The 25,174-nt window shown below is 57.3% G+C and carries 27 protein-coding genes; 23 read left to right on the top strand and 4 right to left on the bottom strand.

Annotation, left to right across the window (positions count from 1 at the left end):
- The first annotated feature begins 136 nt into the window (after positions 1-136).
- On the top strand, positions 137-997 hold the full coding sequence (locus tag DXA66_RS10545; protein WP_118528771.1) for a GIY-YIG nuclease family protein: 861 nt from the start codon (positions 137-139) through the stop codon (positions 995-997).
- A 128-nt stretch (positions 998-1,125) separates the two neighbouring features.
- Here the strand turns inward: DXA66_RS10545 and murC are convergent, their stop codons facing one another.
- On the bottom strand, positions 1,126-2,508 hold the full coding sequence (murC, locus tag DXA66_RS10540; protein WP_118528757.1) for a UDP-N-acetylmuramate--L-alanine ligase: 1,383 nt from the start codon (positions 2,506-2,508) through the stop codon (positions 1,126-1,128).
- A 329-nt stretch (positions 2,509-2,837) separates the two neighbouring features.
- Between murC and DXA66_RS10535 the strand changes: the two genes are divergently transcribed.
- Complete coding sequence (locus DXA66_RS10535; protein WP_118528755.1) at positions 2,838-3,686, top strand: DegV family protein; 849 nt, start codon at positions 2,838-2,840, stop codon at positions 3,684-3,686.
- A 36-nt stretch (positions 3,687-3,722) separates the two neighbouring features.
- On the opposite strand, the gene coaBC is transcribed toward DXA66_RS10535, so the two are convergent.
- On the bottom strand, positions 3,723-4,919 hold the full coding sequence (gene coaBC / locus DXA66_RS10530; protein ID WP_118528753.1) for a bifunctional phosphopantothenoylcysteine decarboxylase/phosphopantothenate--cysteine ligase CoaBC: 1,197 nt from the start codon (positions 4,917-4,919) through the stop codon (positions 3,723-3,725).
- A gap of 338 nt (positions 4,920-5,257) precedes the next feature.
- On the opposite strand from coaBC, the gene DXA66_RS10525 reads away from it, so the two are divergent.
- The 13 genes from DXA66_RS10525 (at position 5,258) to DXA66_RS10465 (ending at position 16,873) form a co-directional block, all read left to right on the top strand.
- Positions 5,258-6,154 (top strand): type III pantothenate kinase, encoded by an 897-nt coding sequence (locus DXA66_RS10525; RefSeq protein ID WP_118528751.1) that lies wholly within the window; start codon positions 5,258-5,260, stop codon positions 6,152-6,154.
- 28 nt (positions 6,155-6,182) lie between these two features.
- Positions 6,183-7,163, top strand: a complete 981-nt coding sequence (locus tag DXA66_RS10520; RefSeq protein ID WP_005943855.1) for a Gfo/Idh/MocA family protein — start codon at positions 6,183-6,185, stop codon at positions 7,161-7,163.
- Between the two features lie 148 nt (positions 7,164-7,311).
- The gene (locus tag DXA66_RS10515) at positions 7,312-7,905 is read left to right on the top strand and encodes an ECF transporter S component (RefSeq protein ID WP_243089092.1); all 594 of its coding nucleotides are present in this window, start codon (positions 7,312-7,314) and stop codon (positions 7,903-7,905) included.
- A 138-nt stretch (positions 7,906-8,043) separates the two neighbouring features.
- A complete protein-coding gene (locus tag DXA66_RS10510; RefSeq protein WP_118528747.1) occupies positions 8,044-8,838 on the top strand; it encodes an NAD(P)-dependent oxidoreductase in 795 nt (264 codons plus the stop codon).
- On the top strand, positions 8,835-9,428 hold the full coding sequence (locus DXA66_RS10505) for a dipicolinate synthase subunit B (RefSeq protein ID WP_118528745.1): 594 nt from the start codon (positions 8,835-8,837) through the stop codon (positions 9,426-9,428). The genes DXA66_RS10510 and DXA66_RS10505 overlap by 4 nt, the downstream gene beginning before the upstream one ends.
- Before the next feature lie 97 nt (positions 9,429-9,525).
- Positions 9,526-10,866: a D-alanyl-D-alanine carboxypeptidase family protein gene (locus DXA66_RS10500; protein ID WP_118528769.1), complete on the top strand. Its 1,341-nt coding sequence runs from the start codon at positions 9,526-9,528 to the stop codon at positions 10,864-10,866.
- 71 nt (positions 10,867-10,937) lie between these two features.
- Positions 10,938-11,504, top strand: coding sequence for a dTDP-4-dehydrorhamnose 3,5-epimerase (gene rfbC / locus DXA66_RS10495; RefSeq protein ID WP_097777386.1), 567 nt, complete (start codon positions 10,938-10,940; stop codon positions 11,502-11,504).
- 6 nt (positions 11,505-11,510) lie between these two features.
- Complete coding sequence (locus tag DXA66_RS10490; RefSeq protein WP_223388262.1) at positions 11,511-12,320, top strand: ABC transporter permease; 810 nt, start codon at positions 11,511-11,513, stop codon at positions 12,318-12,320.
- Positions 12,321-12,332: 12 nt separating this feature from the next.
- Positions 12,333-13,076 carry an ABC transporter ATP-binding protein gene (locus DXA66_RS10485; protein WP_005943870.1) on the top strand — a complete coding sequence of 248 codons (744 nt, stop codon included), beginning with the start codon at positions 12,333-12,335 and terminating at the stop codon, positions 13,074-13,076.
- Between the two features lies 1 nt (position 13,077).
- Positions 13,078-14,955, top strand: coding sequence for a glycosyltransferase (locus DXA66_RS10480; protein WP_118528743.1), 1,878 nt, complete (start codon positions 13,078-13,080; stop codon positions 14,953-14,955).
- Positions 14,956-14,959: 4 nt separating this feature from the next.
- Positions 14,960-15,496 (top strand): DUF5662 family protein, encoded by a 537-nt coding sequence (locus tag DXA66_RS10475; RefSeq protein ID WP_097777388.1) that lies wholly within the window; start codon positions 14,960-14,962, stop codon positions 15,494-15,496.
- 276 nt (positions 15,497-15,772) lie between these two features.
- Positions 15,773-16,282 carry a hypothetical protein gene (locus tag DXA66_RS10470; RefSeq protein WP_118528741.1) on the top strand — a complete coding sequence of 170 codons (510 nt, stop codon included), beginning with the start codon at positions 15,773-15,775 and terminating at the stop codon, positions 16,280-16,282.
- A gap of 48 nt (positions 16,283-16,330) precedes the next feature.
- The gene (locus DXA66_RS10465) at positions 16,331-16,873 is read left to right on the top strand and encodes a hypothetical protein (protein WP_118528739.1); all 543 of its coding nucleotides are present in this window, start codon (positions 16,331-16,333) and stop codon (positions 16,871-16,873) included.
- Positions 16,874-17,037: 164 nt separating this feature from the next.
- Here the strand turns inward: DXA66_RS10465 and DXA66_RS14685 are convergent, their stop codons facing one another.
- A complete protein-coding gene (locus DXA66_RS14685) occupies positions 17,038-17,163 on the bottom strand; it encodes a hypothetical protein (protein ID WP_005943878.1) in 126 nt (41 codons plus the stop codon).
- A gap of 312 nt (positions 17,164-17,475) precedes the next feature.
- On the opposite strand from DXA66_RS14685, the gene rsxC reads away from it, so the two are divergent.
- The 7 genes from rsxC (at position 17,476) to DXA66_RS10430 (ending at position 24,090) form a co-directional block, all read left to right on the top strand.
- Positions 17,476-18,792 carry an electron transport complex subunit RsxC gene (gene rsxC, locus DXA66_RS10460; RefSeq protein ID WP_242959231.1) on the top strand — a complete coding sequence of 439 codons (1,317 nt, stop codon included), beginning with the start codon at positions 17,476-17,478 and terminating at the stop codon, positions 18,790-18,792.
- Entirely contained in the window at positions 18,792-19,751 is a 960-nt protein-coding gene (locus DXA66_RS10455; RefSeq protein ID WP_097774296.1) for an RnfABCDGE type electron transport complex subunit D, read from the top strand. Before rsxC ends, DXA66_RS10455 begins: the two co-directional genes overlap by 1 nt.
- Positions 19,748-20,296 (top strand): FMN-binding protein, encoded by a 549-nt coding sequence (locus DXA66_RS10450; RefSeq protein ID WP_097777392.1) that lies wholly within the window; start codon positions 19,748-19,750, stop codon positions 20,294-20,296. The genes DXA66_RS10455 and DXA66_RS10450 overlap by 4 nt, the downstream gene beginning before the upstream one ends.
- 16 nt (positions 20,297-20,312) lie before the next feature.
- Positions 20,313-20,978, top strand: coding sequence for an electron transport complex subunit RsxE (rsxE, locus tag DXA66_RS10445; protein ID WP_005943886.1), 666 nt, complete (start codon positions 20,313-20,315; stop codon positions 20,976-20,978).
- Position 20,979: 1 nt separating this feature from the next.
- The gene (locus DXA66_RS10440; RefSeq protein WP_005943888.1) at positions 20,980-21,612 is read left to right on the top strand and encodes an electron transport complex protein RnfA; all 633 of its coding nucleotides are present in this window, start codon (positions 20,980-20,982) and stop codon (positions 21,610-21,612) included.
- Positions 21,613-21,627: 15 nt separating this feature from the next.
- Positions 21,628-22,527: an RnfABCDGE type electron transport complex subunit B gene (locus DXA66_RS10435; RefSeq protein WP_118528737.1), complete on the top strand. Its 900-nt coding sequence runs from the start codon at positions 21,628-21,630 to the stop codon at positions 22,525-22,527.
- 423 nt (positions 22,528-22,950) lie between these two features.
- Positions 22,951-24,090, top strand: coding sequence for a sugar MFS transporter (locus DXA66_RS10430; protein ID WP_118528735.1), 1,140 nt, complete (start codon positions 22,951-22,953; stop codon positions 24,088-24,090).
- A gap of 27 nt (positions 24,091-24,117) precedes the next feature.
- Here the strand turns inward: DXA66_RS10430 and DXA66_RS10425 are convergent, their stop codons facing one another.
- The gene (locus DXA66_RS10425) at positions 24,118-24,747 is read right to left on the bottom strand and encodes an epoxyqueuosine reductase QueH (protein ID WP_005943897.1); all 630 of its coding nucleotides are present in this window, start codon (positions 24,745-24,747) and stop codon (positions 24,118-24,120) included.
- A gap of 130 nt (positions 24,748-24,877) precedes the next feature.
- On the opposite strand from DXA66_RS10425, the gene DXA66_RS10420 reads away from it, so the two are divergent.
- Positions 24,878-25,102, top strand: coding sequence for a DUF896 domain-containing protein (locus tag DXA66_RS10420; RefSeq protein WP_005943900.1), 225 nt, complete (start codon positions 24,878-24,880; stop codon positions 25,100-25,102).
- Positions 25,103-25,174: the final 72 nt, after the last annotated feature.

The following is a 25,174-nucleotide window of genomic DNA, read 5'->3' as shown; positions in this document are numbered from 1 at the left end:
GCGTGAAAATAGGTAGTCGCCGACTTGAACAAAAAACGCTTTGAGAGAAATCTCAAAGCGTTTTTTCTTGTCGGAAAATCAATAATTGAAATTCAAGGTACGATGCGATAGAATGAAAAGGGCAGGTGAAGAGAATATGGCATATGGAAAATCTATTGAGCTATTTTTGGTGAACGGATTGCCAGACAGCATTATAACGGCAGAGCTTTCGAACTGGAACGGTAAAGCAATAAAAATTCCAAGGATTGACGTTCCGTCCTGTACGAGAAATGATATTATGCAGGCGGGCGTTTATTTCTTATTTTGCAAAGAGGATGATGGAACAGAAGCTGTATACATTGGTGAAGCGGAAAATGTAAAAGAAAGACTTGTACAGCATATCCGTGATTATCAAGCCGAAAAAGAAAAGTATTACTGGACTACAGCTGTGATTTTTGTTGGTCGGGATTTGAATAAAGCATTGATACGGTATCTTGAAAATCGCTTTGTTGAAATTGCGAGAAATTGTAAACGCTATGAGGTTCTTACAAAAAATACATATCGCAATACTGTGATGAAAGAATCTCAAATTGCTGTAATGGAAGAATTTATTGACAATGTGAAAATTCTGATTAGTGCATTGGGATATAAGGTTTTGGAAGCTGTTTTAAATACACCTACGCAAAATGATTCTTTGCTTGATGATGAAATGTTGAGCATTGAAATTGGAAATGTTAAAGCAAATGGTAAAGTGACAACGGAAGGTTTCGTTGTGCTGAAAGGTGCAACAGTAAATGAAAAAACATCCGACAAATCTTTGACTGCGGGTGCAGTGAAGTTGCGAGAAAAGTATTTTCAGGATGGGCATGTAAAAGATTTAGTACTGACAGATGATATCCTTTTTTCGAGTTCTTCGGCGGCAGCTGATTTCCTTTTAGGGTATAGTGTGAGTGGGCCCAGAACATGGAAAACAACGGATGGAAGAGCATTAAAAGACCTCGAAGCAAGTACAGTTTAAGATATTGGAGAAGTCGGCAGGCATTGTGAGGTGTTATTGTATCTTCCCAATGACAGACAATCATAAAAAGCGGCCCCGCCGCGTTGAGCATTCAACGTGACGGGGCCGCATATTTTATTGGCTGGACTTTACTTATTATCAGCCACCATCATCTTGCTGGCCTTGTAGATGTCGCCGCAGCCGAGGGTGATGACCAGATCGCCCTCCCGGGCGTTCTGCTTGACCCACTCGGCGGCCTCCTCCAGACTGTTCACCAGAACAGAGCCGGGAATCTGAGCGGCCAGTTTTGCACTGGTAATGGTGGGATCGTTGGGCTCACGGCTGCCCATGATGGGAGTGAGCACCGTGATGTCGGGGATCTTGAGCACATCCACAAAGTCGTTGAACAGCATCTTGGTGCGGCTGTATGTAAACGGCTGGTGGACGGCGATCAGACGCTTGTAGCCCATCTCCTTGGCAGTGGTCAGGGTAGCGCGCAGCTCGGTGGGATGATGTGCATAATCGTCCACGACCAAAGCGCCGTTACACTCGCCGTAAACCTCAAAGCGGCGGCCGGCACCCTTGAAGTTCAGGGCGGCATCGGCGCACTGCTCCACGGTCAGACCGACGAAGCGGCAGACGGCACACATGGCAAGCGCATTGTAAATGTTGTGGTAGCCAGGTACAGCCAGACGGATATGGCCGGTGACCTTGTTCCACTCCTTCAGGTCGAACTCAAAGAAGCCGGGCTTGTATTCATTCACGTTCAATGCCTGATAATCGCCGTCGTTCTGGATGCCGAAGGTGCGCACGCGGCGGTCCAGCGTGTACATGACATCCATGGTGTTCTTGTCGTCGGCATTGGCAAAGATCATGAACTTGGTCATCAGGGCAAAGCGCTTGAAGGCAAACTTCAGTTCGCCCATGCTGCCGTAGTAATCCAGATGGTCGTTGTCGATGTTCAGCACAACGGACAGGTACGGGGTCAGTTTCAGAAAGGTCTCGGCAAATTCACAGGACTCAATTACGATATCGTCGCCCTTGCCGGCCTTGCCGTAGCCATTGATCAGCGGAAGCTTGCCGCCGATGACGGCGGACGGGTCGCGGCCTGCCAACTCCAGCGCAGTGGTGATCATGGAAGTGGTGGTGGTTTTGCCATGGGTGCCGGAGACGCAGATGCTCTGCTTGTACAGGCGGCTCACATAACCCAGCAGAACACTGCGCTCGATGGTGGGGATGCCGTAGGAGGCAGCGGCATTCAGTTCCACGTTATCTTTGGAAATGGCGGCAGAGTAGACCACCATGTCGGTGCCGATCACATTATCGGCGCTGTGACCCAGGCTGACCTTGACACCCATCTCACGCTCGTAGCGGATGATGCTGCCATCCAGCACATCGCTGCCGGAGATCTCGTAGCCTTTTGCGGCAAGGATCTGGATGAGCGGATACATGCCGCTGCCGCCGCAGCCGATGAAGTGGATCTTTTTTACATTGTCCAGCAGGTGCTGGTTGTAATCGGTGTACATGAACATATAAGGCAACCTCCAAATAAATAACGGCCGCAGAGCAGACCGATTCAATCCATTCTATTAGGATACATCTTATTATATAATTTTTGGCGGACAAAATAAACAGGTAAACCCGAATTTTCGGAAAGAACCATAAATCCAATTCGGAATTTGTGATAAGTGTACAAGAAAACCGAAACCGGGAACTTCTTCATAAAAGATTTACATTTGCCTTTACAAAATACTTAACAACTTTGAATCATCTGTGGTAAAATAGAAAAGGACAATTTTTTAAGGGATCGTCGGTGCAGCCGACAGAGGATGCAGAACGGCTTTATAAAAGGAGAAATAATGTGAGAATCAAGATCACAGCGGACAGCACCTGCGACCTGTCCGAAGAGCTTTTGGCACAGTGGGACATTGCCCTGATGCCCATGCACATTCTGATGGGCGAGGATAGCTATCTGGACGGCGTAACGATCCACCCGGCAGATGTGTTTGCCTATGTGAATGCGGGCGGCAAAATGCCCAAATCCGCCGCCGCAAATCTGGTGGAATATACCGAATTTTTTGAGCCGTTTGCCAAAGAGTGCGATGCGGTGATCCATATTTCGGTCAGCAGCAAGCTTTCGTCCTGCTTCCAGAATGCGAAGCTGGCGGCAGGCGAATTCGAGAATGTCTATGTGGTGGACAGCCAGAATATCTGTACCGGGCAGGGCTATCTGGTGCTGAAAGCGGCCAAGTGGGCTGCAGATGGCCTGACCCCCCGCAACATTACGATGCGGCTGCAGAGCCTTGCCAAACGGGTAGAGCTGAGCTTTGTACTGGATCGGCTGGACTTTATGGCCAAGAGCGGCCGCTGCTCCGGTGTGCTGGCCTTCGGGGCAAACCTGCTGGGCATCAAGCCCGCACTGGAAGTAATCGACGGCGAACTGAAGGTAGTCAAAAAATACCGCGGCAGCCTGCCCATCTGCGTGGGCAAGTACATCACCGACCGTCTGGTGGAACGCGACGACGTCGAGGACAGCCTTGTGTTCATCTCCTCCTGCCAGCCGAAGCCCGGCTGCATGGACGCAGTGAAGGCGGGGCTGAAGAAATACGGCAGCTTCAAGGAATGCCACGAGACAGACATCGGCACCACCATCGGCGGCTATTCCGGCCCGGGTACCATTGGCATCGTGTTTGCGCGGAAGGAAAAATAAAAAAGTGGCTGTTGCACATGCGACAGCCACTTTTTCTCACTGGGAGCGGCGTTTTAAAATTTCATCCAGAATGGCATCGGCCACATCGGCCTTGCTCATCAGCGGCAGCTCACGGGTGCCGTCCGGGGTAATGAGGGTGACTACATTGGTGTCCACACCAAAACCGGCACCGGCCACTTTCAGGTTGTTGGCAACCACCATGTCCAGATTCTTTTTGGTCAGCTTTGCAGAGGAGTTTTCCACAAGATCGCGGGTCTCCATGGAAAAACCGCACAGGAACTGGTGGGTCTTTTTGGGGCCGATGGTGCCCAGAATATCCGGCGTGCGTTCCAGAGGGATGGACATGTCGCCGTCCTTTTTTTTGATCTTGTCGTTTGCCACGGCAGCGGGGCGGTAGTCGGCCACGGCAGCGGCCATAATGAGCACATCCGTAGCATCAAAGCGGCTGGTGACGGCTTCGTACATCTGCTGAGCAGTGGTCACGGGCACATCGGTGGTAAACTTGACCGGCTGCAGGGCAGTCTCGCCGTGGATGAGGGTGACATCCGCGCCGCGCATGGCGGCGGCACGGGCAAGGGCATAGCCCATCTTGCCGGTGGAATGGTTGGTGAGGTAGCGCACCGGGTCCAGCGGCTCCTGCGTGGGGCCGGCGGTGACGGCAATGCGCAGACCGGCAAGATCTTTGGGCCGGGCAATGGCATGCAGGATATACTCGATCAGCACATCTTCCTTAGGCAGACGGCCGCTGCCAACATCCTTGCAGGCCAGCACGCCGCTCTCGGAGGGGATCACCGTGAAGCCGTAGCGTTCCAGCGTGGCGATATTATCCTGCGTGATGGGGTTTTCCAGCATTCCGGTATTCATGGCCGGAGAAACGAGCTTGGGGCACTTTACAGCCAACACTGTGGTGGTGAGCATATCATCGGCGATGCCGTGGGCCATCTTGGCGATGACGTTGGCAGTGGCCGGGGCGACAAGGATCACATCGGCTTTTTTTGCCAGCGAGATGTGGGTGACTTCAAACTTGAAATCCCGGTCAAAGGTATCCACCATGCACTTGTGGCCGGTAAGCGTTTCAAATGTAACAGGGGTGATGAACTGGGTCGCATTTTTGGTCATGATGACTTCCACATCGGCTCCCAGCTTGCGCAGTGCGCTGGCCACGTTGGCCATTTTATAGGCGGCAATGCCGCCGCTTACGCCCAGAAGGACGCATTTTCCGTTCAGATCCATTGGTAAAACCTCCTGCAAAAACGTACTGTTTCCACATTTCTTACCTTAGTATAATGCAAAAGTTCCGCCAGCACAACAAAATCTTTGTACAGGCTTGTAACTGGGAACAAAATGCGGTAAAATATAGCTTGACAAAGAATAGATGAACAACCCGTTAGGGTCGGTGTGCCGGCAGCTTTCTCTTCGGACACGAGTCGGGCCATTCCATCGCCCGCCCTATTGCCTGACGGCAACAGGGTCCCACCCCAGCGGACGGTCCTCAGAGAAACTACCGGCCCGCCGTCTGGATAAGATGCCGGCCTGCCGTTACTCAAACCTTTAAAAAGGAAAACAGAATTATGATCTTAGCCATTGATATAGGCAACACCACCGTCGCCCTTGGGGGCATTCGGGACGGACGTGTATGCTTTGTGGCGCGCATGGACACGGTGCGCACCCGCACGGCTGCAGAATATCGTGTCGAAATGGATAAAATTTTTGCGCACCGCCGCCATCCTGAGCGCCCCATGCGCTTTGAGGGCGCTGTGCTCACCAGCGTGGTGCCCCAGATCACGGGGGCACTGGCCGAGTGCGCCCGCCATTATACGGGCAGGAAGCCGGTCATCGTCTCGCCGGAGATCCGAACCGGACTGACCATGGGGGTGGAGGAACCCCACGCCGTGGGCAAGGATCGCCTTGTGGATGCGGCTTATGCGGCGGCAAATTTTCCGCTGCCGGTGGTCACGGTGGATCTTGGCACTGCCACGACCTTTAATGTGGTGGACGAGAACCGCGTGTTCCGGGGCGGTGTCATCTGCCCGGGGCTTTCCACCGGGCTGCGGGCACTGGGCGACCGCTGTGCCCAGCTGCCGCAGGTGCATCTTGGCTCGCCCAAAAGTGCCATTGGCACCAACACCGAAAAATGCATGCTGTCCGGCTCCGTGATGGGCACGGCTGTGCTCATTGACGGCATGGTGCAGCGCATTGAGGAAGAGCTGGGCCGTCCGGCCACTCTGGTGGTAACAGGAGGGCTGGCAAAGTATGTGACACCGCTGTGCCGCCACCCGCTGACCTACGACCCGGAGCTGCTGATGAAGGGACTTGCCCTTTTGTACCAGCTCAATGCGTCCCAGCCGCAGCACCACAGTGCGGGCGGCGGCAGGCACTATGGCTGGCAGAACCAGCACGGCCATGCAAAACAGCGCACCTACCCCAAAAAGCGCACCCGCCGCGAGCCGGAAGCGCTGGTAGGCTGACCAACGACAGGATGGGGAGAAAAATCAGATGAAATTAGGCATTCTTGGCACGGGCAAGATCGTGCGGGAATTTTTGCCATGGCTTGCAGAGCACACGCCTTTTACGGTGCAGGCCATCTGCAGCACCGAGCGCAGCGCCGAGCTGGCTCAGAGCCTTTGCGGCCAGTACGGCGTGCCGCAGCACACCACCAATTTTCTGGAACTGCTGCAGTGGGTGGATGTGGTGTACATTGCAGTGCCGAACCTGCAGCATGTGCGCTATGCCCGCGTGGCGCTGGAAGCAGGCAAACATGTGATTGTGGAAAAGCCGCTGGCACCCACGGCAGCCCAGACGGAAGAACTGGTAAATCTGGCACGGCACAAAAAGGTGTTCCTGTTTGAAGCCATCACCACCCAGTACCTTGAAAACTACGCAAAGATCCGGGAGCTGCTGCCCCGCATTGGCACCGTGAAGCTGGTACAGTGCAATTTCAGCCAGTATTCCAGCCGGTACGATGCCTTCTGTGCAGGCGATGTACAGCCTGCTTTTGACCCGGCCTGTGCCGGCGGTGCCCTGATGGATCTGGGCGTGTACAATGTGAGCTATATCGTGGGCCTGTTCGGCGAGCCGAATCAGGCCAAATATACCGCCAACATGGAGCGCGGCATCGACACCAGCGGCATCCTGACCATGGATTACAGCGGCTTCAAGGCCGTGAGCATCGCCGCCAAGGACTGCGCGGCCCCGGCCCGGTACATCATTCAGGGCACGAAGGGCTATATCCTGCAGAAGTCCACCGCCAACTGCTGCGGCGGCATCACCTTCCACCCTAACGAGGGCAAGGAAGAGCACTATAACCTGAATGGCGGCAGGCCCCGGCAGGCGGCAGAGTTTGAAGCCTTTGCCCGTGCGCTGGAGAGCGGAGATCAGGAGCTGTGCGGCCGGATGCAGGATACCACCATCGCGGTGAGCCGTGTGCTTACGGTGGCCCGCCGCAATGCGGGCATCCGCTTCCCGTGCGACCACTGACCCCCAAAACAGCCATTTCCATTGGAACACGCCCTGACAAAACGCGCTCCAAATTATTTGAATATTTACTTTAAAACCCGCATAGAGCGGGCAGGTTTGCGCCGTATCCGACGTATAGGGCGGAACGGCAGCAGGAGGAAAACTGAATATGAAAAATACGAAAACTCTTACCCGTGTGGCGCTGCTGGTTGCCATTGAGCTGGTCATGAAGATGGTGGGTCTGGGCAGTGTGCCTGTGGGCCCGCTGTACATGAGCTTCCTGACCCTTCCCATTGCAGTGGGTGCCATCACCATGGGCCCCGCTGTGGGCGCATTGCTGGGCGGTGTGTTCGGCGCAGTGAGCTTCTACGATGCCATCACCGGTGCTTCCGCCATGACCGGCGCACTGTTTCAGGTGAGCCCCATCAACACCTTTATCCTGTGTGTGGGTATGCGTGTGCTGATGGGCCTGTGCTGCGGCCTGATCTTCAGCGGCCTGAAGCGCTTTGACAAGCCCGGCACCTGGAGCTACATCCTCAGCGCCATGAGCGCCCCGTTCCTGAACACGGTGTTCTTCATGGGCTACATCGTGCTGGCCTTCTACGGCTGCGACTACGTGCAGAATCTGGTGTCCGTCAAGGGCGCTGCGAACCCCTTCATGTTCGTGGTGCTGCTGGTGGGCGTGCAGGGCGTGGCCGAGTTCCTTGTCTCCGGCATTCTGGGCGGCATCGTAGCCCGTGCTGTGGCAAAGTTCGTAAAATAAAAGATGTGCCGGATGTCAGGGCGGCGCATTCTATAATCGTGATAAAAAACTCCTCCGGCGAAAGCTGGAGGAGTTTTTTTCACAACAAATATTTCTCGTGCATAGGATGGCCCACGAGCAGGCAAAGGGGGATGCGGCATGGAAGAGAAAAAGCTGTTTGCGGTGGTGGGCACCGATGCCCGGCAGGCGGCGGCAGGCCGGGTGCTGGAACGGGCAGGTTATGCGGTGGGCGGAGCCGAGCAGGTTGCACTGGCAGATTATATCCTGCTGCCTCTGCCGCTGGATGCGGCCCGCACCCCGCTGGCAGAGCTGCTGCGGGCCGCAAAGCCCGGTGCGGTGGCACTGGGCGGCAGGCTCTCAGTTCAGGCAAAGGCCATCGCACAGGAAGCTGGCGTGGAGCTGGTGGATTACTTTGCCCGACCGGAGCTGACGGTGTACAATGCCATCCCTACGGCGGAGGGCTGCATTGGCATCCTGCTGGCCGAGCGCACCCGTACCCTGTGGGGCACAAACCTTCTGCTGCTGGGCTTTGGCCCGGTGGGGCAGGCGTTGGGGGCGCGGCTGGCGGCACTGGGGGCAAATGTGACTGTCTGTGCCCGGCGCGCCGAACAGCGTGCGCTGGCCGAGAGCCTTGGTCTGCGGGGGGCAGAGCTTGCCCGGCTGGCCGCGCTGGCTCCGGCCTTTGATACGGTGGTGAACACTATCCCGGCCCCGGTGCTGACCGAGCTGGTGCTGGCGGCTCTGCGGCCCGGCAGCCTGATCGTGGATCTGGCATCGAAGCCCGGCGGCACCGACTTTGCTGCGGCGCAGCGGCTGGGCTGCAAGGCCATCCATGCGCTCAGCCTGCCCGCCGCCTGTGCGCCGGACACGGCCGGGGAAGCGGTGGCGCGCACCGTGCTGACCATTTTGCGGGAGCGGGAGGAATGCACATGACCACACAGAAAAGGGGAAGCGCCGCATTTGCAGTGTGCGGCAGCTTCTGCACGCTGGAAACGGCATTGGAAGCAGCGCGTATGCTGACGCTGCAGGGCTGGGATCTGCTGCCCATTATGAGCTTTGCTGCAAAGCAGGATACCCGCTTTGGCACCGGGCAGTTCTGGCAGGAACGGCTGGAAGCCCTTACCGGCCACGCAGTGCTGGACACATTGCAGGCCGTGGAGCCGCTAGGCCCTAAAAAGCTGGCCAGTGCACTGGTGATCGCGCCCTGCACCGGGGCCACGCTGGCGCGGCTGGCGGAGGGCCTTTCCGATACGCCGGTAACGCTGGCGGCAAAAAGCCTTTTGCGGGTGGGATGCCCGGTGGTGGTGGGCGTTTCCACAAACGACGGGCTGGGCGCATCGGGGGAGAACATGGCCCGGCTCTACCAGCGCAAGCACTACTATTTTGTGCCCTACGGGCAGGATGACCCCACCCACAAGCCCAACAGCCTGAAGGCGGACTTTGCCCGTCTGCCCGCTGCACTGGACGCTGCGCTGGCCGGGCGGCAGCTGCAGCCGGTGCTTCTGGGAAATCACGACGCGTGAATGTCTTTTCAGCCGGGGCAAAGTGTGGTATACTATTATCTGATGCTTTGCCGGTGCAGTACGACGGGCAGAAAAACGCTCAATGGAGAAAAACCAGATGAAAAAACTGACAGCGGCGCTGTGCGTTGTGCTGCTTATGATCTGCGTGTTCGTGCCGGGGGCAGCGGCGGCTGGCCCTGCCCTTGGTGCCACCCGCGCTTACTGCATCATCGATGCAGACACCGGCCTTGTGCTGGCACAGCAGAATATGAACGAAGAGCTGCACCCGGCATCCATCACCAAGGTGATGACGCTGGGCCTTGCCTGCGAAAAGGCGCAGGGGAACTGGGATGATATAAAGCTCACCGTGACCCACGAGGATGTTTACTCGCTGGCGGGCACCGATTCCAGTCACATCGCCCTGCTTGAAGGCGAAGAGGTCCCCCTGACGGATGCACTGTATGCCACCCAGATGGCCAGCGCCAACGACGGCGCGAACCTGCTGGCCGAATATGTGGGAGAGGGCACCATCGCGGACGGCGTGGCAAAGATGAATGCGCGGGTAGAAGAGCTGGGCCTTGCGCACACCCACTTTGCAAACCCTCACGGCATCAGTGACGACGACCACTACACCAGCTGCTACGATATGGCGCAGATCCTGCGCTGGGCACTGGAGCAGCCGGGCTTTGAGCAGGTGTTCACCCGCAATGAGATGTACACCATGGACCCCACCAACATCCAGCCCGTGACCCGCTACTTTTCCCAGCAGGACAAGATGCGCATTGGCTCCAGCCGGTACTACATCTCGTCCATTCTGGGTTCCAAGCTCGGTTATACCAACACGGCCCGCTACAGCTACGCCTGTCTGGCGGAGCAGAACGGCGTGCGGCTCATCTGCGTGACCATGCAGAGCGAGCTGAGCACCGATAAATACAACGATATGCGCACCCTGCTGGATTATGCGTTCAGCACCTTTACCGGCTACACCGACCTGCCCGCGCAGGGCATCACAGCACCGCTGAGCGTGGTGGGCGGCGGCGGGAGCCTTGGCACCGTGACCGTCTCCGACCCCGGCGTGCGGCTGCTGCTGGCCAACGGCCTGACTGCCGACGATGTGGAGGTGACGCTGGAACTGCCGGAAAGCTATGTCCTTGGCTCCGACCCGGAGGTGTACGCTGTGTACACCGTCCACGGCGGCGAAAAGCAGGAGAGCACCAGCGTGCGAGTGGATGCGGAAATTTCCGGCCTGCCTGAACTGCTGGAGAACAGCACCGGTCAGGAGCTGGAAGCGGCCAAGGCGGTAAAGCCCCAAAGCCATGCATTCTGGCTGCTGGGCATCTCACTGGGGTCCACCGCAGCGGCAGCGCTGGTGACCTTTCTGGTGGTGCGGTTCATCACTTGGCGGAAGAAACGCCGCAGAACGCGCACGGAACAGGGACAGGCCCGCCGCGGCAAATAAGCGCAAAAGTCTGCGTCGAACAGACTTTTCCAGATAAAACAAACATGCTTCACAAAAGAGAGGTACAAAATATGGGCAAGTTTACGTTTACTCAGACCGAGATCCCCGGTGTTGTGGTCATTGAGCCGCAGGTGTTCGGCGACGACCGCGGCTATTTTATGGAGACCTATCAGAAGGATCAGTTTGCCGAAGCCGGCATCGATAAGGAATTCGTGCAGGACAACCAGAGCCGCTCCACCCGCGGCGTGCTGCGCGGCCTGCACTTCCAGAAGGAGCACACGCAGGGCAAGCTGGTGCGCGTGACCAAGGGCGAGGTGTTCGATGTGGCCGTGGATTGCCGCCCCCACAGCGCCACCTTCGGCAAGTGGGTGGGCGTGACCCTTTCCGAGGAGAACAAGAAGATGTTCTACATCCCGGAGGGCTTTGCACACGGTTTTCTGGTGCTGAGCGATGTGGCAGAGTTCTGCTACAAGTGCACCGATGTTTACGACCCCACCAGCGAGGGCGGCATCCCCTACGATGACCCCACCGTGAACGTGCAGTGGCCGGACTGCGGCTGCGAGCACAAGACCAGCGCAAAGGACAAGCTGCACGAGCCCTTTGCTGCACAGAAGTTTGAATATTTTGAAAAGTGGTGATCGCCTGTGGCAAAATTCAAAGCAATGTGGAACGGCTTCTGGTGCTACCGCTATCTGCTGTGGAACCTCGTCAGCCGTGACTTCAAGCTCAAATACCGCCGCAGCGTGCTGGGCGTGGTGTGGAGCGTTCTGAACCCGCTGCTCATGTGCCTTGTGTACTGGGCCGTGTTCAGCAGCCTGATGGACATGCGGGGCAGCGGCATCGACAACTTTGCCGTGTTCCTGATGTGCGGCCAGCTGCTGTTCAACTTCTTCAACGAGGCCACCTCCACCGGCATGAGCAGTGTGCTGGGCGCTGCGCCCCTGCTCAAAAAGGTGTATATCCCCAAGTATATCTTCCCGCTGGAAAAGTGCTGCTTTGCCATGGTGAACTGCGTGTTCAGCTTTGTGGCGCTGCTGCTGGTCATGATCTTTACCGGTGCACCCTTCCACCTGACCCTCATCGAGGCGGTCTACCCGCTGGTGACGCTGTTCTTCTTCAGTCTGGGCGTGGGCCTGCTTCTGGCAGCAGCTACCGTGTTCTTCCGGGATATCATGCATATCTGGAGCGTGTTCATCACCGCATTGCTGTATTTTTCCGCCATCTTCTACGACCCCACCCAGATGACCTTTTCCATTGGCGGGTTCAACATGCAGCAGATCATCAAGCTGAATCCCATGTACTGGTACATCACAGGTTTCCGCCGTACCGTGATGTGGGGCATCCCGCTGGATTTCAACATGTTCGCGGTGTGCGGCTGCTGCGCCGTGCTCTCCATGCTGGTGGGCGTGTGGGTGTTCCGCAAAACGCAGGACCGCTTTGTGCTGCATATTTAAGGAGGAAGAACAATGGAACCGATCATCAAAGTGGACAATGTTTCCATGTGCTTCAACCTCTCCAAGGAAAAGCATGAGAGCCTGAAAGAGTATTTTCTGGCCATGGTGCAGGGCCGCCTGCAGTACGATGAATTCTACGCCCTGAAGGACGTGAGTCTGGACATCATGCCCGGCGATTTCTACGGCCTTGTGGGCCTGAACGGCTCGGGCAAGTCCACCCTGCTCAAGACCATTGCGGGCGTGTACAAGCCCAGCAAGGGCAAGGTGACAGTCCGCGGCTCCATCGCCCCGCTCATCGAGCTGGGCGCGGGCTTTGATATGGACCTGACTGCCCGCGAGAACATCTACCTGAACGGCACGGTGCTGGGCTTCTCGCCCAAGTATCTGGACGAAAAATTTGATGAGATCGTGGAGTTCAGCGAGCTGCAGAACTTTCTGGATGTGCCGCTCAAGAACTACTCCTCCGGCATGGTGGCCCGCATCGGCTTTGCCATTGCCACCATCACCAAGCCCGATATCCTCATTGCGGACGAGGTACTTTCGGTGGGCGATTTCCTGTTCCAGCAGAAGTGCGAAAAACGGATGCAGGAGCTGATGGCGGGCGGCACCACGGTCATTCTGGTGTCTCACTCCATTGAGCAGATCGAGCGCATGTGCAGCAAGGTGGCATGGCTGAGCCACGGCCACCTGAAAATGAACGGCGATACGGCAACGGTCTGCGCGGCCTACAAGGCAACGCAGCGCGGCGAGGCCTGATATGAATGTACGACTGAAACGTGCCAGAGAACTGGCAGGCTATGCGGTGCAGCTGACGAGGGACGAGGGCCTGCCCACCATGCTCAAACGGGGCGCGGGCTTTGTCAAACGCCGCTGCTTTGGCAAGCGTGCCCGCTATCTGCCCGCCAAAAAGGTGCTGGAAGCCCAGCGGGCCGAAATGGCCGGCAAAACGGCGGCAGACTGCGGCCTGCCCATCATCAGCATCCTGACCCCGCTGTATAATACACCGGAAAAATACCTGCGGGAATTTCTGGATTCCTTTGTGAACCAGACGGCCCCCAACGGTCAGCTCTGCCTTGCGGATGCTTCCGATGCAGAACATGCCGATGTGAAGCGCATCGTGGAGGAATATCAGACAAAGAATCAACGCATCGTATACAAAAAGATCGAAAACAAAGGCATTGCGGCCAACACCAATGCTGCGGCAGAGCTTGCCACAGGGGAATATCTGGCTCTTGCCGACCACGATGATATCCTTGCGCCCCACGCCATGTACACCATGGGCAAAGCCATTCTGCAGCTGCGGGCGCAGGGCGAGCCGGACGGCTTCCTCTACAGCGATGAAGCACTCTTTTCCAAGAGCATCCAGCGGCCCATGGTGGCCCACTTCAAGCCGGATTACGCCCCGGACTACCTGCTGTGCTGCAACTACATCTGCCACTTGGCGGTGTTCCAAAAGGCGCTGTGGGATGAGATCGGCGGGGAGCGGCCGGAGTGCGACGGCAGTCAGGACCACGATTTGTTCCTGCGCCTTGTGGAAAAGACCAGCGGCGCGGCCCATGTACCACAGGTGCTGTACTACTGGCGGGTGCACGCAGGCTCCACCTCCGGCGGCACCGATGCCAAGCCCTATGTGGCGGCAGCAGCCAAAAAGGCGCTGGCCGGCCATCTGGCCCGCACCGGACGCACCGGCACCGTGGAGGATGGCCTGTTCCCCAGTACCTACCGGGTGAAGTGGGATATCGTGGGCGACCCGAAGGTAAGCATCCTCATCCCGAACAAGGACCACACCGACGATCTGGAAAAGTGCCTGCACAGCATCTGGACCAAAACCAGCTGGGAGAACTTTGAGGTCATCGTCATCGAGAACAACTCCACCGAACCGGCCACCTTTACCTATTATAAGGAAGCCCGGCAGCGCTACGACGGCCTGCAGGTGGTCAACTACCCGCAGAAGGGCTTCAACTTTTCCGGCATCAACAACTTTGGCCGGCAGTACGCCAGCGGGGATTACCTGCTGCTGCTGAACAACGACGTGGAGGTGCGCAATGCGGACTGGCTCACCGATCTTTTGCGGCAGTGTGCTCACCCCGGCGGCGCGGCCATCTGCGGCGCGGAGCTGCTTTACCCGGACGAGACGTTGCAGCATGCGGGCGTTGTGACCGGCCTTGGCGGCTACGCGGGCCACAGCCACAAATACCGCAAGGCGGGCGGCAGCGGCTACATGTTCCGCGCTGCCACGGTGCAGGACTTTTCCGCTGTCACCGGTGCCTGCCTGCTGGTAAAGACCAGCGTGTGGGACGAAGTGGGCGGTCTGGACGAAGCCTTTGCGGTGGCCTTCAACGATGTGGATTTCTGCCTGCGGGTGCGGGATGCAGGATACCGCATTGCGTGGACACCCTATGCTCAGCTGACCCATTACGAGAGCAAGAGCCGCGGCGGCGACGAAAAAGACCCGGTGAAAGCCCGGCGCTTTGCCGCTGAGCAGCAGCGGCTGTATGCCGTGCACGGCAAGGCGAACATCCTGCACGACCCCTACTACAACCCCAACCTGACCATGGACCGGGAGGATTTTTCCGAAAGCAATGATCTGCGCGGGCTGAAAGAAGGACGTATCACGGTGCAGTGGAGGAAATAACAGCATGAACATCAAGGGCCATTTTGAGACCATCACCCGGCACAAGCTGCTGGTGATGAAATACTGCTTTGCCTGCGGGCTCTATGAGCAGGGCCTTGCCCACGACCTGAGCAAGTACAGCCCTACCGAGTTCATTCCGGGCTGCATCTATTATCAGGGTGACCACAGCCCCAACGAAGCGGAACGTCTGGCGCGGGGCTATTCCTCCGCGTGGCTGCACCACAAGGGCCGCAACAAGCACCATCTGGAATACTGGATCGATTACAGCACCCGGAAGGCGGGCCTTGCCGGCATGAAGATGCCCCTGCGCTATGTGTGCGAAATGGTGTGCGACCGCGTGGCCGCCAGCCAGATCTATCTGGGCGACAAGTACACCGATGCTTCCCCGTGGGAATACTACGAGCGCAGCAAGACCCACTACCTGCTCCACCCGGAGACCCGTGCCCTGCTGGAAGAGCTGCTGAAAATGGTGCGCGACCTTGGACACGACCGCACCTTTGAGCACATGAAATACCTGCTGGGCTGCGAAAAAGATTATTAAAAGGAATATTTTGCCTGAAAACACCGCTGAGGGAGACCCGGCGGTGTTTTTTTGTGTGCCATAAAAAACACAAAAAAGCTCCGGCGCGGTGCTGTGCTTTCCTGCCAAAGGATACGCCGCAGCCCCAAAACGGTGCGCACCTGTGCCAAAAGGCGGACGTATTTTTTGTTTTTTCTGCGAATTGACGTTGCTGCCGGGGGGGTACAATAGATAAAACAGACCGGAGGGGTTCGGTCTGGATGTGAGATACCTTTTTGATAAAAAGGAGGAGAAAAAATGAAACTGTTCAAGAAACTGGCGGCTGCCGTACTGGTGGCTGCTCTGGCACTGACCATGGTGGGCTGCGGCGGACGCAACAGCCTCACGAATCAGATCAAAGACGTGATCGCGGACTTTTATGCAATGGAAGACAAGGACGTCACAAACAAAAAAGAGCTGGATGCGCTGGCGGCAAAGCTGATGGCAGAGGCAGACAAGGCTGCTGCAAAGCCTGAAAATAAGGACAAACCGGTTCTGGATCTGCTTACCGATGACGCAGTCGTAACGGCTGCGGGGATCGACGCTGCACAGGGAACTTACCGTGTGTCGGCTGCTGAAAACTATAAGCTGCTCAGCAGCACCGCAAATAAAGAGAAGGCAATGCTGCTTGCACTAGAGTTGGTAGATAGTGAAAGTAAGCAAATCGGCAGCGGCGTTCTGGATCCGAGCAGTTACGGATTTGCCGTGGGCAAGATCAATGGCAAAGAGTATTTTGTCATGCTGATGAACGGACCGTCGAGGCTCTAAGAGCAGGATGCTCGTAGGCTGATAGGAGCATAAAGGAGGAACAAAACCATGAAATTGTTCAAGAAACTGGCAGCCGTTGCATTGGCAGCGGTTCTGGCACTGACCATGGCGGGCTGCGGCGGAAGCGGCAGTGTTTTGATGAAGGATGAACTGCTGAAGCTGGCAATGGATCAGATGACCATGAACGGCAGTACCGCAACCCACAGCAAGGAGCTGGATGCATTGGCGGCAAAGCTGGTGCAGGAAGCAGACAAGGCTGCCGGGCAGGACGCACACAAGGGCGAGGATGTAAAAACGATCCTGACAGCCGACGAGGTCGTGAAGGCGGCCGGCATCGACACCAACGCAAACGGGTATATCCTCAATGCAGCTCTGAACATTCAGTTCAAGAGCAGCGGAACGCTTATGGAGTACATTCAGCTGCAGTGGATGCAGGATGCCATCAACCCGTGGACGGACGATGGATCCAACAGAGCCGTGAAGATCGGAACGATCGAGCAGCTGGGCGACAATGTTGACGTCGGCGTGGCAATGGGCAAGATCGGCGGCAAGGAATACGTTGTGATCCTTTATGCCAACCACGCGGCATAACACCTTTTAAGAAAAAGCGCTTCGGCGCAGCACCCCGGCACACGGAGAACCCCTCCGTGTGCCGGGGCTTTTTGCAGCCTTTTTTGCCCTGCAAACCACAAAGCCCCCAGCCCGTGCGGCACTGCCGCTCAGGCTGGGGGCTGTTTTTGTGCGGGACGCGGGGGTTACTGCTCGTTCTCGTAGATCTGGATATAACGGGGCGCGTTTTTATCCTGAATGAACAGCAGCGCGGCGGTCAGGGCCACCGCCAGAGCAGTGAGGACGGCGAGCAGTGCTTTGAGAACCTTCATCGTTTCAAGCCTCCTTGGTAAGTCTGGCGCGGAGCGGGGGACGTTCCGCAGTTTTTGGCTGCCCTTAGTATAGCATAATCCGCATACAAAGGCAAACACCGGATGCAGGAAGAAAAATACGGTGGTTAGCTATATATAACCGCGAAAAAATGAAAAGAAAGTTCAGGAAAATACATCATTTTTGTGCCATTGTCGTTGACTTCCCACGCCAAAATGATACAATAAACATGTTAAGCAGCTGCTGTCCCTGTACCAGTGCGCCTGCATGGGCGTGGGGGCGGCAATTCAAGCAGAATGGGGGATTTGAATTCCATGTTGAACAAGCTGAAACGTGCGGCGCTTGGCGCGCATACGCCGCATGACAAGGCAACTGCTGCAAGCAAACCGATCCCGATGCCTCTGCCCGCGCAGGTACGCATCCTCATGAGCCAGCATATCGGCGCTCCCGCCAAAGCTCTGGTCAAAAAAGGCGACGAGGTATTCGTTGGCACCAAGATCGGCGAGGCTGGCGGCTTCGTCTCTGCAAACATCCACTCCAGCGTCTCCGGCACGGTTGCCGCAGTGGAGCCCTTCCGTCTGTCCAATGGCCGCATGTGCGACTCTGTCGTCATCAAGACCGATGGCAAACAGACCGTGGACCCGGCTGTCAAGGCACCGGAAGTGACCGATAAGGCCAGCTTCCTCAAGGCTGTGCGTGAGTGCGGCCTGGTCGGTCTGGGCGGCGCAGGCTTCCCGACCGACGTAAAGCTGCAGCCCAAGCAGCAGGTGGATACCCTGCTGATCAACGCTTCCGAGTGTGAAGTGTGGCTGACCAGCGATACGCAGGAAATGCTGAACTGCAGCGATGATATCATCCGCGGCATCAAGGCCGTGCTGCAGTACACCGGCATCCCGAAGTGCGTCATCGGCATTGAGAACAACAAGCCCGAGTGCATCGACCTGCTGTGCAAAAAGACCAATGGCGACAGCACCATCGAGGTCAAGCCCCTGCCCAGTGTCTACGGCACCGGCGCAGAGCTGATCCTTATTGAAAAGTGTCTGGGCCGCGAAGTGCCCCACGGCGGTCTGCCCGCAGATGCCGGGGCTATCGTCATGAACGTGACCAGCGTTTCCACCCTTGGCAAGTATCTGGCTACCGGTATGCCGGTGGTCGAGCGCACCATCACTGTGGACGGCGATGCCTGCGCAAAGCCCCAGAACATCGTTGTCCCCGTGGGCACTGCCTATCAGGACATCATTGATTTTGCGGGTGTCAAGGGCGAGCTGGGCAAAGTGGTTGCCGGCGGTGCCATGATGGGCCCCGCTGTGGAGAACCTGAGCTACCCCACCACCAAGACCACCTCCGGCCTGATCTTCCTGAGCAAGGCCGCTGCAGAGCCTGCACCGGTGAATCCCTGCATCCGCTGCGGCCGCTGCGTGGAGTACTGCCCCATGGGTCTGGAGCCTGTGGAGGTCAATCAGGCATACGCTGCACGCGATGTGCAGGAGCTGGGCAAGCTGCATGCAGACTACTGCTTCAACTGCGGCAGCTGCTCGTTCGTCTGCCCGGCAAAGCGCCCTGTTACCCAGATGATGAGTCTGGCAAAGGCGTTCTACCTTGGTGAAATCAAAAAAGGAGGCAATAAGTAATGGATACGAAGCTTATTGTTTCGGCTTCCCCGCATGTGCGCAGCGAAGAGACCACCCAGAGCCTGATGGCCAACGTGATCGTCGCCCTGTGCCCCTGCGTGGTGGCCTCTGCCATTATTTTTGGTATGCGTGCACTGCTGGTAACAGCCGTGTCCGTGGTGGCCTGCGTGGCCTTTGAGTGGCTGTACTGCAAGCTGCTCAAGAAGCCCAACCCCATCAGCGACCTGTCCGCCGTCGTCACCGGCATCATTCTGGCCATGAACGTGCCCGTGGGCATGCCCATCGGCCAGCTCATCATCGGTGATCTGGTGGCCATCGTCATCGTCAAGCAGCTGTTCGGCGGCATCGGCATGAACTTTGCCAACCCCGCTCTGGTGGGCCGTATCGTGCTGTTCATCAGCTTTGCCGGTTCCATGAACAAGTGGGTGTTCCCGGATGCAGCGGTGGACCAGCTGTCCAGCGCTACCCCGCTGGCTGTGGCCGATAAGTCTAAGCTGAGCCTGCTGGATCTGTTCATGGGCATCCACGGCGGTGTGCTGGGCGAGACCTGCGCACTGGCCATCGTGCTGGGCCTGATCTATCTGGTGGCCACCAAGACCATCAGCATCGCTATCCCGGCTTCTTACGTCGGCAGCATGTTCGTGTTCTACCTCATTGCTACCCACAGTGTGCACGAGGCTCTGGTTGCCGTGCTGAGCGGCGGCCTGCTGTTCGGTGCCGTGTTCATGGCTACCGACTACGTTACCAGCCCCTTCACCCTGAAGGGCAAGCTGGTGTACGGCGTGGCACTGGGCATCGTCACCTTTGCCATCCGTTACTGGGGCAGCTACACCGAGGGCGTGTCCTTCGCACTGCTGTTCATGAACCTGTGGGTTCCCTACATCAACGATCTGACCCGTCAGACCCCGTATGGCTACATCAAGCCTGCAAAGAAAGCAAAGGAGGGTGCTGGCAAATGAGTAAGTCTTCCAACTGGGAGAGCACCATCAAGCCCATTGTTGTGCTGAGCGTTATCTCCCTGATCGCCAGCCTGCTGCTGGCACTGGTGAACGGTATGACCGCCCCGGTCATTGCCGAGAACACCAAGCGCACCACTCTGGCCGCTTATGTCGGCGTGCTGCCCTCCGTTTCGGATGCCAGCGAGCTGGAAGAAGTGACCGATTACACCACCGCCGGCATCACCGGCGTGGTCAAAGCTCCGGACGGCAGCACTGCGATCAAGGCCGAGGAAAAGGGCTTTGACGGCGGTATCCTGACCGTTATCATGGGCTTTGATGCCAACGGCGCCGAGACCGGCATCTGGGTGGACGCTTCCACCCAGACCAAGGGCATCGGTTCCAACGTGAGCAGTGACGACTTCCTGGCGCAGTTCGACGGCATGGACGGCACCCAGAACATTGTGATGAATCAGGATTACGACGCCTACAGCGGCGCAACCATTTCGTCCACCGCTCTGTTTGCTGCCATCAATGACTGTGTCAACTGCTACAACGAGCTGGCGTAAAGGAGGTTGGTAAGAAATGGCACAAGAAAATAAGTCCAAGGTAAGCATCCTTACCAACGGCATTATCAAAGAAAACCCCGTTCTGCGTCTGGTTCTGGGTACCTGCTCCATTCTGGCAGTTACCACTGCAGTTTCCAGCGCTCTGGGCATGGGTGCCGCCTTCACCTTCGTGCTGGTGTGCTCCAATATCATGATCTCCCTGCTGCGCAAGGTGATCCCCGGCAAGGTGCATCTGCCCTGCTACATCGTCATTATCGCAAGCTTCGTGACCATCGTTCAGATGTTCATGCAGGCTTACATGGAAAGCCTGTACAACGCTCTGGGCGTGTTCCTGCCCCTGATCGTTGTCAACTGTATCATTCTGGGCCGTGCCGAGATGTTCGCCTGCAAGAACAGCATCGTGGACTCCGCACTGGACGGCGTGGGCATGGGCGTTGGCTACACCCTCACCGCTACCCTGATGGCATCCATCCGTGAGATCCTGGGCAGCGGCACATGGCTGGGCTTCCAGGTGATCCCGGAAAGCGTTGCCAAGGTCTCCATCATGACGCAGGCTCCCGGCGCATTCTTCTGCTTTGGCCTGTTGATGGCCGGCTGTGTGTGGCTGGAAGGCAAGCTGGATGCCCGCATCGAGCGCAAGAGCTGCTGCGACCTTGATAACCTGAAGAAGGAGGCAGAATAAGATGTTAGTAAAACTCGCTGCGATCTTCTTCAGCATGATCCTGGTCAACAACTACGTGCTGGTGAAGTTCTACGGTATCTGCCCGTTCCTGGGCGTTTCCAAAAAGCTGGATTCTGCGGTTGGTATGTCCGGTGCCGTCATCTTCGTCATGTTCATGGCAACGGCCGTTACCTTCCCCATCCAGATCTTCATTCTGGACCCGGCTGGTCTGAGCTACCTGCAGACCATCGTGTTCATTCTGGTCATTGCTGTTCTGGTGCAGTTCATCGAGATCTTCCTCAAGAAGTACGTGGTTGCACTGTATAACTCTCTGGGCGTTTACCTGCCCCTGATCACCACCAACTGCTGTGTTCTGGCGGTCACCATTCTGGTCGTGGGCGACTACGGCGCAGATGTGGCTGCTATGGGCTTCGGTGTTGCCTACATTGAGGCTCTGGTGTGTGCCATCGGCGCAGGCTGCGGCTTCATGCTGGCCATGGTCATGTTCAGCGGCGTGCGCAAGCGCGTGGAAGCCTGCGATCCCCCGGCACCCTTCAAGGGCCTGCCCATCACTCTGATCGCAGCAGCAATCACCAGCCTGTCCTTCATGGGCTTCGGCGGCATCGTCGAAAACCTGTTCAATGTCACGCTGTAAGGGAGGAACAGGATTATGAATATTGTATCTGCTGTTATCCTGTGTACCATCGTGGGCGCAGTCGGCGCGATCGTTCTGGTCGCAGCGTCCAAGTTCATGGCGGTGGAGGAAGACCCCCGCATTGAAGAAGTTACCAACTGCCTTGCCGGTGCAAACTGCGGCGGCTGCGGCTACGCAGGCTGTGCGGACTACGCAAAGGCTGTGGTCATGGACGGCGTGCCCTGCGACAAGTGCGCACCTGGCGGCCCTAAGGCTGCCGCTGCCATTGCCAAGATCATGGGCGGCACGGCCAGCGCTGTGGAAAAGAAGGCGGTTGTCCAGTGTCAGGGCAATTCCGAGCACTGCAAGCCTGCTTATGATTACAAGGGCATCCAGACCTGTGCAGCCGCTGCAGCCCTGTACGGCGGCCCCAAGACCTGCTCCTTTGCCTGCGTTGGTCTGGGCGACTGCACCAAGGTGTGTAAGTTCGATGCCATCCACATTGTGGACGGTGTTGCCAAGGTGGACAAGGACAAGTGCACCGGCTGCGGTGCCTGCGCAAACATCTGCCCCAAGCAGGTCATCATGATCGATGTGGGCGGCCCGCGCAAGCCGGTGGTCATGTGCTCCAACAAGGACAAGGGTGCTGTGGCAAACAAGCTGTGCACCACCTCCTGCATTGCCTGCGGTATGTGCGAGCGCACCTGTAAGTTCGACGCTATCCACGTGGTGGACGGCGTGGCCCGCATCGACTATGACAAGTGCAAGGGCTGCGGCATGTGTGCCCAAAAGTGCCCCAAGCACATCATCCTCTTCCCGCTGAAGGATGACCCCAATCCCCCGAAGCCCGTGGTGAAGCCCGCCGCTCCTGCTGCTGCTCCCGCAGCAAAGCCGGAAGCCGCTGCTGAGGCAAAGCCCGAGACCAAGGCAGAGTAAACTGTAAACCAAAGCCCGCCGTGCAGCGATGCCCGGCGGGCTTTTTGCATGAAAATGATTGGGAGTGCCCTCCGCGTTGCTCTGGGCATAATTCAAGGAAGTATTCTTCTGGATTTCGGTAGAACGGAACGCCTGCGGGCGTTCCGTTCTACCATTTTCACAAGAAAGGTCGCAGAGAAGAGATGAATTTTCCCGTCACAGCTCCTCTCGTGAAAAAAGCGTTTGGAGCGCTCCGCAGAGCGCGACAAACGCGAAATTAAAAATGATTTTTCCGCTGAAGATGCCCAGAGCGCAAGCGGAGGGCATTTTAAATCGTCCGTGCCCCGGCGGGCTTTTTGCAACTTTTTGTAAGAAAATCCGGTTGCAATGATGCGGAATTATGGTTAAATAGAAGGAGGATATTTTCACAGAAAGAGGACGATCATGGAACAACAGTCTGCACGCCTGCGGAATACAGGCTTTCTTACTTTCTTCTTCAGCGGCATCTGCGCCATCAGTGCGGGCGTGGTGGTCAGCCTGCTGCAGGAGCGCTACGGCTTTGCCTACGGCATGACCGGCACCCTGCTCTCACTTATGAGTGTGGGCAATCTGCTGGCAGGCCTGCTCATCGGTATGCTGCCCAGTGTACTGGGCATGAAGCCCAGTGTGCTGCTGCTCACCATCGGCTATGCGGTGGGCTACGGCATCATGGGCCTGACCGGTGTAGAGATCCTGCTGGCAGTAGCTTTCTTTGTGGTGGGCATTGCTAAGGGCAGTGTTATCAACACCTGCACCATTCTGGTCAGCGATCACTCTGCTGACCGCACCCGGGGCATGAACCTGATGCACAGCTGCTACGCCTGCGGTGCGCTGCTGTGCCCATTCCTCATTGCGGCAGCGGCGAAGGTGAGCACTGAGCTGGCGGTGTTCCTGCTGGCGGCACTGGGACTTGTGCTGTGGCTGGTATATGCCTTTACCCCGCTGGGCGGCGGCAAGGCCAAGAATGCCAAGGAAAAGCAGGCCATTGACTGGAGCTTTCTGCGTTCGGCACGGTTCTGGATGCTGACCGGCCTTTTGTTCTTCCAGAACGCTGCAGAGCAGAGCGTCAACGGCTGGATGGTCACTTACTTCAAGGGCAGCGGCATCATTGCGGGCACACTGGCGGCTTACACCGTCACGGTCATGTGGGGCGCCACGCTGGTGGCCCGTCTGCTGATCGCATTCGTGTTCCCGTTCAAGAGCCCGCGCAAGGCCATGGTGGGCATGAGCGTGCTGTGTACGATCTTTTATGTGCTGCTGGTCATGGCCCACACGCAGGGCATGGCCATCGTGCTGCTGTTTGCGTTTGCGTTCTCCATGGCGGGCCTGAACCCCACTGCTGTAGCCAGCGCGGGCCGCATGACCAGCGTGACCAGCATGGGCATCATGCTGCCGGCGGCGTCCAGCGGTGCCATCCTCATGCCGTGGATCATTGGCATCGTAGCCGAAAAGGCTGGCCTTGCCGCCGGTATGGCTTCCAACATCGTGCCCTGCGTGGGGCTGATTATTTTCACCCTGCTGGTGGCAAAGCTGCCGGAAGAGTAAGCAAAAAGCGGCCTGCCCGATAACGGCTTACTTTTCAATCCCTCTTGCCTTCGCGCTGAACTCGCACCCGCAGTAATCCTGCCGGTACAGGCCGTATTCCTCCGAAAGCTGCAGGCTGCGCAGATAGCCGTTGTGCTTTTTGAAGTCCGAAGGCAGATGCTTTACGCCGAACTCGGCTTCCAGCTCCTGCCCGATGGCATTGATGCGCTTGGCATCTTTATGCGGGCTGATGGACAGTGTGGTGGTGAACCAGTCGAAGCCGTTCTCACTGGCGTATTGCGCCGCCCGGCGCATCCGCAGCCGGTAGCAGATCGTGCACCGGCTGCCCCGCTCCGGCTCGTTTTCAAGGCCGGTGACAGCAGAGTAGAACTCCTGCGGGTCGTAGTGGTCCTCCACCACGGTCACGCCCAGAGGATGGGCTGCCGCCACGAACTTCTTCAGCTCTTCGCCGCGGCGGTGGTATTCCTCTGCAGGCCATGTGTTGGGGTTATAGTAAAGCACTGTGATCTCAAAATACTGGCACAGCTGTTCCAGCACTGCGCTGGAGCAGGGGCCGCAGCAGGCGTGGAGCAAAAGGCGCGGCCGGGTGCCGTCCAGCGTTTTGAGCACGGCATCCATCTGCTGTGCAAAATTCAATTGAGTTGCCATTTTTATCATCCTTTGCTATACTGATTGAGAAAATTCCTTAAAAGCTCGCCCTTTCGGGGGAGCTGGCATTGCACAGCAATGACTGAGAGGGTTTGCTTTCTTATTATAACATATTCCGCTTGAAAATACAGGAGGCACCATGACACAGGAAAAGATCGCCCGCATCAACGAGCTGGCAAAAAAGAGCAAGACCACCGGCCTGACCGAGGCCGAAAAGGCAGAGCAGCAGGCCCTGCGCCGCGAATACATCGACGACATGAAGGCCAGCCTGCGCGCGCAGCTGGCCAACACCTCCATTCAGGAGCCGGACGGCACCATCCACAAGGTGACCCGCCGTGCCGACCTTGAGAACCCCCGCAGCTGAACGCACAATTTTGCGCACACTTTTTTGGAGGAAAACGCAGCCCAAAGCTGTGTTTTCCTCTTTTTTTGCACG

Source organism: Faecalibacterium sp. OF03-6AC, from assembly GCF_003478175.1.
GTDB classification, from domain to species: Bacteria; Bacillota; Clostridia; order Oscillospirales; family Ruminococcaceae; genus Faecalibacterium; species Faecalibacterium taiwanense.
The sequence above is the reverse complement of the archived record's forward strand: the minus strand, read 5'-3'. Positions and strand labels throughout refer to the sequence as shown.

Bases quoted from the DNA above. Each gene is read 5' to 3' on its own strand.
- DXA66_RS10480 (WP_118528743.1), top strand. From the start codon at position 13,078: ATGAATGTACGACTGAAACGTGCCAGAGAACTGGCAGGCTATGCGGTG.
- DXA66_RS10515 (WP_243089092.1), top strand. From the start codon at position 7,312: ATGAAAAATACGAAAACTCTTACCCGTGTGGCGCTGCTGGTTGCCATT.
- DXA66_RS10465 (WP_118528739.1), top strand. From the start codon at position 16,331: ATGAAATTGTTCAAGAAACTGGCAGCCGTTGCATTGGCAGCGGTTCTG.
- murC (WP_118528757.1), bottom strand. From the start codon at position 2,508: ATGTTCATGTACACCGATTACAACCAGCACCTGCTGGACAATGTAAAA.
- DXA66_RS10475 (WP_097777388.1), top strand. From the start codon at position 14,960: ATGAACATCAAGGGCCATTTTGAGACCATCACCCGGCACAAGCTGCTG.
- rfbC (WP_097777386.1), top strand. From the start codon at position 10,938: ATGGGCAAGTTTACGTTTACTCAGACCGAGATCCCCGGTGTTGTGGTC.
- DXA66_RS10505 (WP_118528745.1), top strand. From the start codon at position 8,835: ATGACCACACAGAAAAGGGGAAGCGCCGCATTTGCAGTGTGCGGCAGC.
- DXA66_RS10420 (WP_005943900.1), top strand. From the start codon at position 24,878: ATGACACAGGAAAAGATCGCCCGCATCAACGAGCTGGCAAAAAAGAGC.
- rsxE (WP_005943886.1), top strand. From the start codon at position 20,313: ATGGCACAAGAAAATAAGTCCAAGGTAAGCATCCTTACCAACGGCATT.
- DXA66_RS10485 (WP_005943870.1), top strand. From the start codon at position 12,333: ATGGAACCGATCATCAAAGTGGACAATGTTTCCATGTGCTTCAACCTC.
- rsxC (WP_242959231.1), top strand. From the start codon at position 17,476: ATGTTGAACAAGCTGAAACGTGCGGCGCTTGGCGCGCATACGCCGCAT.
- DXA66_RS10430 (WP_118528735.1), top strand. From the start codon at position 22,951: ATGGAACAACAGTCTGCACGCCTGCGGAATACAGGCTTTCTTACTTTC.
- DXA66_RS10470 (WP_118528741.1), top strand. From the start codon at position 15,773: ATGAAACTGTTCAAGAAACTGGCGGCTGCCGTACTGGTGGCTGCTCTG.
- DXA66_RS10520 (WP_005943855.1), top strand. From the start codon at position 6,183: ATGAAATTAGGCATTCTTGGCACGGGCAAGATCGTGCGGGAATTTTTG.
- DXA66_RS14685 (WP_005943878.1), bottom strand. From the start codon at position 17,163: ATGAAGGTTCTCAAAGCACTGCTCGCCGTCCTCACTGCTCTGGCGGTG.
- DXA66_RS10435 (WP_118528737.1), top strand. From the start codon at position 21,628: ATGAATATTGTATCTGCTGTTATCCTGTGTACCATCGTGGGCGCAGTC.
- DXA66_RS10450 (WP_097777392.1), top strand. From the start codon at position 19,748: ATGAGTAAGTCTTCCAACTGGGAGAGCACCATCAAGCCCATTGTTGTG.
- DXA66_RS10455 (WP_097774296.1), top strand. From the start codon at position 18,792: ATGGATACGAAGCTTATTGTTTCGGCTTCCCCGCATGTGCGCAGCGAA.
- DXA66_RS10545 (WP_118528771.1), top strand. From the start codon at position 137: ATGGCATATGGAAAATCTATTGAGCTATTTTTGGTGAACGGATTGCCA.
- DXA66_RS10510 (WP_118528747.1), top strand. From the start codon at position 8,044: ATGGAAGAGAAAAAGCTGTTTGCGGTGGTGGGCACCGATGCCCGGCAG.
- DXA66_RS10500 (WP_118528769.1), top strand. From the start codon at position 9,526: ATGAAAAAACTGACAGCGGCGCTGTGCGTTGTGCTGCTTATGATCTGC.
- DXA66_RS10425 (WP_005943897.1), bottom strand. From the start codon at position 24,747: ATGATAAAAATGGCAACTCAATTGAATTTTGCACAGCAGATGGATGCC.
- DXA66_RS10440 (WP_005943888.1), top strand. From the start codon at position 20,980: ATGTTAGTAAAACTCGCTGCGATCTTCTTCAGCATGATCCTGGTCAAC.
- coaBC (WP_118528753.1), bottom strand. From the start codon at position 4,919: ATGGATCTGAACGGAAAATGCGTCCTTCTGGGCGTAAGCGGCGGCATT.
- DXA66_RS10525 (WP_118528751.1), top strand. From the start codon at position 5,258: ATGATCTTAGCCATTGATATAGGCAACACCACCGTCGCCCTTGGGGGC.